The 10,996-nt window shown below is 73.3% G+C and carries 7 protein-coding genes and 1 pseudogene; 6 read left to right on the top strand and 2 right to left on the bottom strand.

Features of this window, described 5'->3' with window-relative positions:
* Nucleotides 1-528: 528 nt before the first annotated feature.
* The 5 genes and pseudogenes from ACF073_RS08085 (at nt 529) to ACF073_RS08065 (ending at nt 8,635) form a co-directional block, all read left to right on the top strand.
* Nucleotides 529-2,355: an AMP-dependent synthetase/ligase gene (locus ACF073_RS08085; protein WP_392067611.1), complete on the top strand. Its 1,827-nt coding sequence runs from the start codon at nt 529-531 to the stop codon at nt 2,353-2,355.
* 144 nt (nt 2,356-2,499) lie between these two features.
* A complete protein-coding gene (locus tag ACF073_RS08080; RefSeq protein ID WP_208878925.1) occupies nt 2,500-2,817 on the top strand; it encodes a CU044_2847 family protein in 318 nt (105 codons plus the stop codon).
* On the top strand, nt 2,814-3,617 hold the full coding sequence (locus tag ACF073_RS08075) for a serine protease (protein ID WP_392067609.1): 804 nt from the start codon (nt 2,814-2,816) through the stop codon (nt 3,615-3,617). Before ACF073_RS08080 ends, ACF073_RS08075 begins: the two co-directional genes overlap by 4 nt.
* Before the next feature lie 1,007 nt (nt 3,618-4,624).
* Nucleotides 4,625-7,522 (top strand): annotated as a pseudogene (locus ACF073_RS08070) (BTAD domain-containing putative transcriptional regulator); the annotation flags it as partial.
* A gap of 276 nt (nt 7,523-7,798) precedes the next feature.
* Nucleotides 7,799-8,635, top strand: a complete 837-nt coding sequence (locus tag ACF073_RS08065) for an aldo/keto reductase (protein ID WP_392067608.1) — start codon at nt 7,799-7,801, stop codon at nt 8,633-8,635.
* Nucleotides 8,636-8,749: 114 nt separating this feature from the next.
* Here the strand turns inward: ACF073_RS08065 and ACF073_RS08060 are convergent, their stop codons facing one another.
* The gene (locus tag ACF073_RS08060) at nt 8,750-9,361 is read right to left on the bottom strand and encodes a hypothetical protein (RefSeq protein WP_392067606.1); all 612 of its coding nucleotides are present in this window, start codon (nt 9,359-9,361) and stop codon (nt 8,750-8,752) included.
* A 206-nt stretch (nt 9,362-9,567) separates the two neighbouring features.
* On the opposite strand from ACF073_RS08060, the gene ACF073_RS08055 reads away from it, so the two are divergent.
* A complete protein-coding gene (locus ACF073_RS08055; protein ID WP_392067605.1) occupies nt 9,568-10,260 on the top strand; it encodes a glycoside hydrolase family 75 protein in 693 nt (230 codons plus the stop codon).
* Between the two features lie 13 nt (nt 10,261-10,273).
* Here ACF073_RS08055 and ACF073_RS08050 read toward each other — a convergent pair whose 3' ends face one another.
* Entirely contained in the window at nt 10,274-10,975 is a 702-nt protein-coding gene (locus tag ACF073_RS08050; protein ID WP_392067603.1) for an SDR family oxidoreductase, read from the bottom strand.
* Nucleotides 10,976-10,996: the final 21 nt, after the last annotated feature.

Below are 10,996 nucleotides of genomic sequence, written 5' to 3'. Positions count from 1 at the left end.
GCGGTCAGCCGCAGGCGCGGGAGCGGGCGGTGGCCCGAGGCTGGGCGGCGGTCAGCCGCGGGCGCGGGAGCCGAGGAGCGGGAGCGGGCGGTGGCCCGGGGCCGGGCGGCGGTCAGCCGCGGGCGCGGGGGCCGGGGAGCGGGAGCGGGCGGTGGCCCGGGGCTGGGCGGCGGTCAGCGGCGCGGCGCAGGCGCTCCGGGGGTCCAGGGGCGTGCGGCGCGGTCCCGTCGCGGGCCGGCGCGGTCGTCCCGGCAGGGAGGAGACCCCTCTCCTGCCGCCTCTTCGGCGTGTGAGGTGCGGTAATCGGCGCGTACAGATTCGGTGGAGATTGCCGCACCGAAGCTTACTGACCCGTCAGTATTGTGTCCGGCCCTTCCGTATGTGCGGGCATTTCCGGGTAGGAGCCCGGGTAAAACGTGAGGTTTGCTCGGTTTCCTACCCCCTCCCGCACACCGGGCGCGTGGGGTAGCTTTCACCGCGCTGTGCGGGCGTGGGCCATGTCACCGAGGCGCGAGACAGGGGAGCGAGTTGCACGAGTACACCAACCCTCCGCTGGCGTCGCCGCCGCCGGTGGGCGGTCTGGCGGATGTCGTCTTCGACCATGCCCTGACCGACCCCCTGCACATCGCCCTGGGCCGCAAGGACGAGTCCGGGCAGTGGCGGGACGTCACCTCCGCCGAGTTCCGCGACGAGGTGCTCGCGCTGGCCAAGGGCCTCCTCGCCCGGGGCGTCCGGTTCGGCGACCGGGTCGCGATCATGTCCCGCACCCGCTACGAGTGGACCCTCTTCGACTTCGCCCTGTGGACCATCGGCGCGCAGGTGGTGCCCGTCTACCCCACCTCCTCGGCCGAGCAGTGCTTCTGGATGCTCTACGACGCCGAGGTGTCCGCGGCGATCGTGGAGCACGAGGACCACGCGATGACCATCGCCACCGTCATCGACCGGCTGCCGCAGCTGCGCCAGCTGTGGCAGCTGGACGCGGGCTGTGTACGGGAGCTGTACGACGCCGGCGCGCACCTGGACGACGAGGTGGTGCACCGGCACCGGCAGGCGGTCACCCCGGACTCCGTCGCCACCGTCATCTACACCTCGGGCACCACCGGCCGCCCCAAGGGCTGTGTGATCTCGCACGGCAACTTCATGTTCGAGGCGGACACGGTGATCGAGCGGTGGGAGCCGGTGTTCCACTCGAAGAAGGGCGACGAGGCGTCCACGCTGCTGTTCCTGCCGCTGGCGCACGTCTTCGGGCGGATGGTGGAGGTCGCCGCGATCCGCGGCCGGGTGCGCTTCGGCCACCAGCCCCAGCTGCACGCCGCCGCCCTGCTGCCCGATCTGGCCGCCTTCCGGCCGACGTTCATCCTCGCGGTGCCCTACATCTTCGAGAAGGTGTTCAACGCGGCCCGCCGCAAGGCCGAGGCGGAAGGCAAGGCGGGGCCGTTCGAGAAGGCCGTCGACATCGCCGTGAAGTACGCCGAGGCGCTGGAGGCCAAGGCGTGGGGCCTCGGGCCCGGCCCGTCGGCCGGGCTGCGGATGCAGCACCAGCTCTTCGACAAGCTGGTGTACGCGAAGGTCCGCGCCGCGATGGGCGGCCGGATCCGCAACGCGATGTCCGGCGGCTCGGCGATGGACCGCCGCCTCGGCCTGTTCTTCGCCGGCGCGGGTGTCCAGATCTACGAGGGCTACGGCCTGACGGAGTCGACGGCGGCGGCCACCGCCAACCCGCCCCAGCGCACCCGCTACGGCACCGTCGGCCAGGCCATCCCCGGGGTGACCGTGCACATCTCCGACGACGGGGAGATCTGGCTGCGCGGCGGCAATGTCTTCCAGGGCTACCTCAACAACCCGAAGGCCACCGACGAGACCCTGCACGAGGGCTGGCTGGCCACCGGCGACCTGGGGACGCTGGACGAGGACGGCTATCTGACCATCACCGGCCGCAAGAAGGAGATCCTGGTGACCTCCGGCGGCAAGAGCGTCTCCCCCGGGGTGCTGGAGGAGCGGGTCCGCGACCATCCGCTGGTCAACCAGTGCATCGTGGTCGGCAACGACCGCCCCTACATCGCCGCCCTCATCACCCTCGACCAGGAGGCCGTCGACCACTGGCTCCAGATGCGCGGAAAGCCCCGGCTCACCGCCGTCCAGCTGGTCCGCGACCCCGACCTGGAGACGGAGGTGCGGCGGGCGGTGGTCGCCGCCAACACCCTCGTCTCGCAGGCCGAGTCGATCCGCACCTTCCGCATCCTGGCCCAGCCGTTCACCGAGGAACACGGCCTGCTCACCCCCTCGCTGAAACTGAAGCGCAAGGCGATCGAGAAGGCGTACGGGGACGAGGTCGACGCGCTGTACCTGACCTGACCGGCCGGCCGCAGCCGCACCCGCCTTGCCGCGGGAAGCGGTCGCGGCGCCAAGTCACCGCGGCTACGCTCCTGTTGGGATCTGTGCCCGCCAGGGCCGCGGTCCGACATCGCAGGCTCCAGCGCACACGGGGGACGTACGGTCATGGCCGACATCAGGGTCGAGACGGTATCGCTCGACGCGGCGGGCAACCGGCAGATCGCGAGCCGCACCCGCACCACGGCGGGTCTCGACGAACGCGCCGCCGAGATCGAGCAGGCCATCGTGCAGGCGTCGGAGATCGCCCAGCGCTCCCTGGACCGGGTCCCCCGGCGCGACGGATGGCAGGTGCGGAGCCTGGACGTCACCTTCGGCCTGACCCTCGCGGCGGAGGCCGGCGTCATCCTGTCCAAGGCGTCCGCCGAGGCGTCCTTCGAAGTGACCCTCACCGTGGAGCGCACCCCGGAGACGGGGACGCCGTGACCGGCCCGGGGTACTGGGTCGACCTGTACCAGGCCCGGCAGCGGCTCGGCGGCGGTTTCCTGCTCACCCGGCGGTTCGTCCTCACCGCGCTGCACTGCCTGCGGGGCGTGGCCCCCGAGGAGTGCGTCGACATCCGGCTCGCCGACGGGCGCAGTGTCGGCGGGCGGATCTGCCGGCAGGACCAGGAGGCCGACCTGGCGCTGGTCGAGATCGCCGCGGACCACCACGTGGACCTGCCGATCCCCGCGGCGGACGTGGCGCGGGACGGGGACCGCTGGCAGGGCCCGTACCGGCCGGCTGCCGACGAGGTCCATCTCAGTGGCCGGATCGACCGCACCGCACCGCATCTGTGCGCCGGCGGGGCGACCATCGAGGCGCTCCAGCTGACCGCGGACCAGCAGCTCGGCGACTACTCCGGCTACTCGGGCGGGCCCGTCGAGGGCGTGCCGCCCGGCGACGAGCGGCAGCCCGCCGTGGTGGGCATCCTCATCGAGCAGACCCCGGACCGGTCCGACGGCTCCCGTGCCGCCAACGTCCTCATCGCGGCCACCCTCGGGGAGGCGATGCGGCGCTTCGACCACCTCGACGTCGCGCACCTCGTGGACGTACTGCGCCCCCGCGGATCGCGCGCCGCCGCGGCCCGTCCGCAGCCCCCGCGGTTCTCCGGCACCGAGGCGCTGCTGCGCCAGCTGGACGACTGGGCCGAGCGCAGGATCCTCGACCCGGCGCAGCTCGCCGACCTCAAATTCCTGACCGTCCAGAAGCTCATCGACAAGGAACTCGGCGGAGGCGGCGCATGACCGGGGCGGCACCTGACGTTCCGCGGGTGTGGCGTGAGGCGCTGCGCCACACCGAACAGGCGCGACCCGGCTCCATCGCGGACCGCGAGCGGGCCGCCGTCGCGGCCCGGCTGCTGAGCCAGAGCGAGGCGCTGCTGGCCCATCCGGACCTCGGCCGGGCCTTCGCCCGGATCGTCCCGCGGCTCGACGCCCTCGGGCTGCGGGCCGCGTCGCAGGCCCTGCTGGAACAGGTGGTGTCCCGGCTGGCCTGGGACGCGCGGCGGCTGCGCGACGACCTCGACTCGCTCAACCGGCTGGCCGTCGTCCTGGCCGACCGCGGCCACCTGCCGGCCGCCTCGACCGTGCTGGGGACCGCCGTGGAGCTGGGCGCACGCCAGGACACCGGCCTCGTCGCCGCCAGGACGTTCGCGAACCTGGCCGCGACGAGGACACGGCTGGGCGACCACCTCGCCGCGGCCGAGGCCGCGGCCCAGGCGCTGCACCGGGTGCCGGAGGACGACGGCGACGCCGTGGACCCTCTCGAACTGCGTCTGCTGGCGACGTGCGTCCTCGCCGCGGCCGCCCGGACCCAGGACCGGCACGATGACGCGGACCGGCTCGTCGACGACATCGAGCTGATCGTCCGGCGTCTCGTCGCGGTACTCGGCGGACAGCATCCGGCCGCCCTGTCCGCGCTGGTGGCGCTGGCGTCCGCCGAGTTCGAGTCCGCCCGAGCCGCCGGCGACCGGGACCGCATGGAACGGGCGACGGACGTCCTGGCCGTCGCGGCGCAGAAGACGGCGGCGACCGCCGGTGCCCTGCACCCCCAGGCGGTGGCGGCGCTGGTGAGCCTGGCCGCCGCGGAGGGCGACACCGCCGTCCGCAGCGGGGACGGGCGACGCCTGCGGGCGGCCGGCCGGCTGGCGGCCACCGCACGACAGCGGGCCGAGAGCGCCGCCCGCGGCTCGACGGCGCCCCGCCCGCGCCCCGGCGGCCGGTCCGCCGCGCCGCCCTTGCCGGCTCCCCCCATGCCGTCCGTACCGGTACGCCGGCCGGCGGCGGCCGCACCGGCCCCGCCCCAGCAGTTCAAGGTGCTCGGTCCGGTACAGCTCCACCGGTACGGCGACGCGACGCCCGCCGGTTCCCCCCAGCAACGCGCCCTGCTCGCCGTCCTGTTGCTGCGTGCCGGCCGCACCGTCACCGCCGCCGACCTCATCGAGGCGCTCTGGGGGGCGGATCACCCGTCACAGGCACTGGCGGCCGTGCGCACCTACGCCTCCCGGCTCCGCAAGCTCCTCGGCCCCGGCGTCCTGGTCACCGAGTCCGGCGGGTACGCCCTCGCGCTCGCGCCGGGCTCCCTCGACCTGGAGCAGGCGCAGCACCTCGCCGCCGAAGCGGACCGCTGCCGCACGGACGGGAAGCTGGCGCGGGCGCGGACGCTGCTCGGCAAGGCGTTGGCGCTGTGGGACGGGGAGGCGCTGGCGGGCGTGCCCGGGCCGTTCGCCGAGGCGCACCGGGCCAGGCTCGAGGCATGGCGGCTGGAGCTGCGGGAAGCCCGGCTCGGCCTGGACCTGGAGCTGGGCGCGCACGCGGAGACCGTCTCCGAACTCACCTCGCTCACCGCGGCGCAGCCGCTGCGCGAGCGCCTTCGCGAACTGCTGATGCTGGCCCTGTACCGCAGCGGCAGGCAGGCCGAGGCCCTCGCCGTGTACGCCGACACCCGGCGGTTCCTCGCCGAGGAGCTGGGCGTCGAGCCCGGGCCCGCGCTGCGCGAACTCCACCAGCGCATCCTCCGGGCCGACCCGGCGCTGGGCGGTGCCGCCGACGATCCCGAGGTGCCCTACCGGGCGGCTCTCGTCCGCCCCGCCCAACTGCCGGCCACCGTCCCGGACTTCACCGGGCGGACGGCGCTCGTGGCCGAGCTGTGCACACTCCTGGAGAGCGGACCGGGCATCCTGACGGCCATCTCGGGCCTCGCCGGTATCGGCGGCATCGGCAAGACGACGCTCGCCGTCCACGTCGCCCATGCCGCCCGGCCCGCGTTCCCCGACGGCCAGCTCTACGCGGACCTCCAGGGCGTGGGGCCCCGGGCCGCCGAGCCCGAGACCGTGCTCGGCAGCTTTCTGCGCGCCCTGGGTACCCCCGACGCCCAGATCCCGGACTCGCTCCACGACCGCGCGGCGCTGTACCGCTCGATGCTGGACCGGCGCCGGGTCCTGGTGCTGCTGGACAACGCCCGCGACTCGGCGCAGGTGCGGCCGTTGCTCCCGGCCGCTCCGGGCTGCGCGACCCTCGTCACCAGCCGGGTGCGCATGGTCGATCTGGCCGGTGCCCATCTCGTGGACCTCGATGTGCTGAGCCCCGACGAGGCGGTGCAGCTGTTCACCCAGATCGTGGGCGAGGAGCGGGTGGCCGCGGAGCGGGAGGCGGCCCTCGACGTCGTCGGTGCCTGCGGTTTCCTGCCGCTCGCGATCCGTATCGCGGCGTCCCGGCTGGCGGCCCGGCGCACCTGGACCGTGGCCGTGCTGGCCGCCAAGCTCGCCGACGAGCGGCGCCGGCTCGACGAACTCCAGGCCGGCGACCTCGCGGTGCGGTCCTCCTTCGAACTCGGCTACGGCCAGCTGGAACCCCATCAGGCACGGGCCTTCCGGCTCATCGGGCTCGCCGACGGAGCGGACATCGCGCTCGACGCCGCCGCCGCCATGCTGGACCGGCCGCCCGAGGAGACGGAGGACCAGCTGGAGGCGCTGGTCGACACCGGCTTCCTGGAGTCCGCGGCACCGGGCCGCTACCGCTTCCACGACCTCACGCGCCTGTACGCGCGGGCCTGCGCCGAGCGGGAGGCCCCCGAGGAGCGCGAGGCGGCCCTCACCCGGCTGCTCGACTTCTATCTGGCGAGCGCGGCCGAGGCGTACGCGGTGGAGCATCCCGGCGACCGCAGTGTGGAGCACCTGGCGCCGACGTCCCGCGCGGCGGCCGAGTTCTCCTATCTGGAGGACGCCCGCCGCTGGCTGGGCGCGGAGACGGAGGGCATCCTGTCCTGCGCGCGGCAACTGGCGCGCGGCGGCCGGCTGCGCCGGGCGATCGACCTGCTGTGGAGCGTGAAGGACACGGTCGGTGTGCGCAATCCCCGGCTGTACCACGACACCGCTGCCGCGGCGAAGCGCGCCGCGCACGAGGCGCGCGACGCGCGGGCCGAGGGCCGGGCCTGCGCCGCGCTGACCGCCGTGCATCTGACGGCGGGCGATCTGCGCGAGGCCGACGCTGAGGCCCAGCGGGCCCTGGCACTGGCCCTCGCCGTGGACGATCCGGTGACCGGCGCGTGGGCGCGGTACGACCGCGGTGTCATCGCTTTGCAGGAGGGCCGGTTCACGGAGGCGGACCGCTGGCTGCGGGAGGCGCTGTCGCGTTTCCGTGCCGACGACAACCCGTTCGGCGTGGCCAGCGCGCTCTGCCAGCTGTCCCATGTCGAGGCGGGGCTCGGCAATGCGCGCAGTGCCGTCGCGCTGGCCGAGGAGGCCATCGACCGGATCGGCTCCGAAGCCGCGACCCTCGCACTCGCCGAGTCGCGGTACGCGCTCGGCATCGCGCTGTCCGCCACCGGGCGGACGGACGAGGCGCTGAGCCAGCTCGACCAGGCTCTGGTGATCTTCGAGGACTGCGGCCAGCCGCTCGGGGAGGGCATGGTCCGGTTCCGCCGCGCCCAGATCCAGCTGGCGCTCCGGGCGCCCGGCAGGGCCGCCGCCGAGGCCGAGCAGGCCCTCGCGGTCCTCAGCCGGGTGGGCGGAGACCGGCGGCGGGCCGATGTGCTGGTCGTCCTCGGCGATGCGATGGCCGGACAGGGCGAGTCGGCGCGGTCCCGGATCTGCTGGTCCGAGGCGCTCGCGGTCTACCAGGGCGTCCCCGGCGCGGAAGGGGAGGAGCTGTGCGGCCCGCTGCGGGAACGGCTGTACGGTCGTGCGGGGGGCGACGGAGCCGGCCGCCTCACGAGGAGCCGGGCCGGCGGGCGCCGCTCGCGGCCGGACGGGCACGCCGGCTGATCCTCATCTGAGGACGAAGCCGCTCGGACGCCGGATCCCCTGCGTTGCGGACGCTGAATCGCCGGTCAGCCGCGACGGATTCGGCGGTCAGGAATGCGGAGCGGGCCGTGATCGTTGACGATAGGAGTAACACCTGTCCACAACCGAAGGATCAAGAGGCTCGTGAGCAGCAAGGTCCCCCCGATCATCCTCAACAACGGCGTCGAGATGCCCCAGCTGGGCTTCGGCGTCTGGCAGGTGCCGGACGACGAGGCCGAGCGGGCCGTCGCCACGGCACTGGAGGCCGGGTACCGCAGCATCGACACCGCTGCGATCTACGGCAACGAAGAGGGCACCGGCAAGGCCATCACCGCCTCCGGCCTGCCCCGCGCGGACATCTTCGTCACCACCAAGCTCTGGAACAGCGACCAGGGGTACGACGCCACGCTGCGCGCCTTCGACGCGTCGCTGGCGAAGCTGGGGCTCGACTACATCGACCTGTACCTGATCCACTGGCCGCTGCCGTCCCGGGACAAGTACGTCGACACCTACAAGGCGTTCGAGAAGCTGTACGCCGACGGCCGGGTCCGGGCCATCGGTGTCTCCAACTTCCTGCCCGAGCACCTCGAACGGCTGATCGCCGAGACCTCGGTCATCCCGGCCGTGAACCAGATCGAGCTGCACCCCCACCTGCAGCAGCGCGCGTCGCGCGAGCTCCACGCCGAGCAGGGCATCACCACCGAGGCCTGGTCCCCGCTCGGCCAGGGCAAGGGCCTGCTGGAGGTGCCGGCGATCGTCGCGATCGGGCAGAAGCACAACCGCACCCCGGCCCAGGTCGTGCTGCGCTGGCACATCCAGCTCGGCAACGTCGTGATCCCGAAGTCCGTGACGCCGTCCCGGATCAGGGAGAACATCGAGGTGTTCGACTTCAGCCTGGACGACGAGGACCTCGCGGCGATCAGCGCGCTCAACGAGGACCGCCGACTGGGCCCCGACCCGGCCCACTTCGACATGGGCTGACCCGCCCGCCACGGACACGGCCGTGCGCCCCGCGCCCAGCGGGACACACGGCCGTGTGCCGTACGGACACCCCGTACGGCACACCCCGGACCGACACCCGTACGGGCCGGCGGCTCAGTCGAAGCGCACGTCCGCGTGCACCACCTCGAACTCCTCCAGGCCGACCACGTCCACATGCGCCTTGGCCGACGCCTCGTGGCGCACGGTCGCCATGGCACCGCGCGAGGCGACCAGCGCGCCCCGGTCGACGAACAGCAGCCCGGCCACCGCCCGCCCCCGCGCACGGTCGATCATCAGCGACGACCTGGACAGCCCCGGCAGCGACTCGGCCCGCGGCACCACCGTGGCCCGGAAGGTGTCGATGACCAGGTCCGCGTCGCGCGGGTCGAACTCCAGCCGGGTGGCGCGCAGCCCGCCGCCCTGCCGCGGGGGCGTGATCTGGTGGAACACCGCGACCTCATAGTTGGCGACCGACACCGTGCCGGCGAACGGCTCCAGCAGCGCCCCGCGCCGCTCGCTCATGACCTCGTCGCTGTTGCGCCGCGCGTCCTCGGTCTCCCACCAGCTCACCGCCACGAGCTTGCCGAGTTCGCGGTCCGCGAAGACCCCGGCGCCGCGGTACCCGGGGCGTTCCTCCAGCAGGTCCCGGCCCGCACTGTTCAGCGACCGGACGGCCGTGTCGAGCAGTGCCGGATCACCGGTCGCGTACACCGCGCGTACGAACATGAGCCTCACCTCCGGGGACAGCGGCCACGGACAGAGTCGAACAAATGTGGTGTATCCGACTGATTCAGTCTCTCCGGCCAGGCAATTCACCGCAATACGCCTGCGTTTCAGCCGTTCGCAACCCAAGGCTTGACGGGGGCATGTCGGCGGGGCCACGGTGGAGCGCACCCAGTAAGGAAACTTTCCTAACAGAAGGGTTCCCCCCCATGCGCCTGCGCACCCTGACCCTCGCCGCGGCCTCCGGCGCCGCCCTGCTCGCCGCCGGACTCCTCCCCGCCCACGCGTCCGCCGCCTCGCCCGAGTCCGCTCAGGAGGGCACGGTCAGCGCCGCCGACCTGCTCGCCAAGGTGACGTCCTGCTCGCAGATCTCCAGCGGCAAGTACAAGACCGACGACGAGACGTCGGCCACGGTCCCCGTGTGCGGCAAGAACGGCGCGGTGTTCTGGAAGGCCGACATGGACATCGACTGCGACGGCCAGCGCACCGCCAACTGCAACGAGGACCGCGACCCCTGGTACCAGGACGACACCGCCTTCCACCAGTCCGACGGCAAGCCGCTGAAGGCGGAGACCCTGCCGTACGTCGTGGTCCCCAGCACCAGCAGCATCTGGAACTACTCCAGCGCCGGCATCAAGGGCGGCGGTGTGGTCGCGGTCATCTACAACAACAAGGTCGAGTACGCCGTCGTCGGCGACACCGGCCCCACGAAGATCATCGGCGAGGCCTCGTACGCCACCGCCAAGGCGCTCGGCATCGACTCCGACCCGGAGACCGGCGGCACCGACTCGGGCGTGACCTACATCCTGTTCAAGAACTCCAAGGTCTCCCCCATCGAGAGCCACAGCGCGGCGGTCTCCCTCGGCGACCAGCTGGCCAAGCAGTTCCTCGCGAACAACTGATTCCGGGAGTACGTCAGTTGGGCTGACCCAGCGGGCGTACGACCACGGTGTTGATGTCGACCCCGGCCGGCTGCCGGATCGCCCAGACCACCGAGTCGGCGATCTGGTCCGCGGTCAGCAGCCGCCCGGGCGGCAGGCTGTCGGTGCCGCCCCAGAACGGCGTCTCCACCCGGCCGGGGGCGATCAGGGTGACACCGATGCCCAACTCCGTCACCTGGCGGCGGGTGTTCTCGGCGAGCCCGGTGACCGCCCACTTGGTGGCGCCGTAGAGGTTGCCCGGCGTGTTCACGAACCCGGCGACGCTGCCGACCAGCACGATCCGGCCGCCGGTCGCCTTCAGCGCGTCCACGGAGGCACGGATGAGCAGGGCCGGGCCCAGGACGTTGGTCAGCACCATCCGGGCCCAGCCCGACGGGTCACCGTCGGCGACGGCGTCATGGGTGGCGAAGCCCGCGTTGGCGACGACCGTGTCCAGCCGGCCGTACTCCTCGATCGTGCGGTCGACCGCCGCCCGTACGTCGTCGTAGTCGGCCGCGTCGCCCGTGATCGTCAGCAGCCCGGCGGGCTCGCCCAGCCCCTCGGCGAACGCGCGCAGCCGCGGCTCGCCCCGGCCGGTGACGGCGACCCGGTGTCCGGCGTCCAGCAGCTGCCGTGCGACGGCGGCGCCGATACCGCTGCCGCCGCCGGTGATGAGTGCGACCGGAGAATCGGTCATCTCTGCCCCCTGTGTTCTCGG

It is taken from the genome of Streptomyces sp. NPDC015171, from assembly GCF_043079545.1.
Taxonomy (GTDB): Bacteria; Actinomycetota; Actinomycetes; order Streptomycetales; family Streptomycetaceae; genus Streptomyces.
The sequence above is the reverse complement of the archived record's forward strand: the minus strand, read 5'-3'. Positions and strand labels throughout refer to the sequence as shown.

Coding starts and splice junctions, on each gene's coding strand:
- ACF073_RS08080 (WP_208878925.1), top strand. CDS start 2,500: ATGGCCGACATCAGGGTCGAGACGGTATCGCTCGACGCGGCGGGCAAC.
- ACF073_RS08055 (WP_392067605.1), top strand. CDS start 9,568: ATGCGCCTGCGCACCCTGACCCTCGCCGCGGCCTCCGGCGCCGCCCTG.
- ACF073_RS08060 (WP_392067606.1), bottom strand. CDS start 9,361: ATGTTCGTACGCGCGGTGTACGCGACCGGTGATCCGGCACTGCTCGAC.
- ACF073_RS08050 (WP_392067603.1), bottom strand. CDS start 10,975: ATGACCGATTCTCCGGTCGCACTCATCACCGGCGGCGGCAGCGGTATC.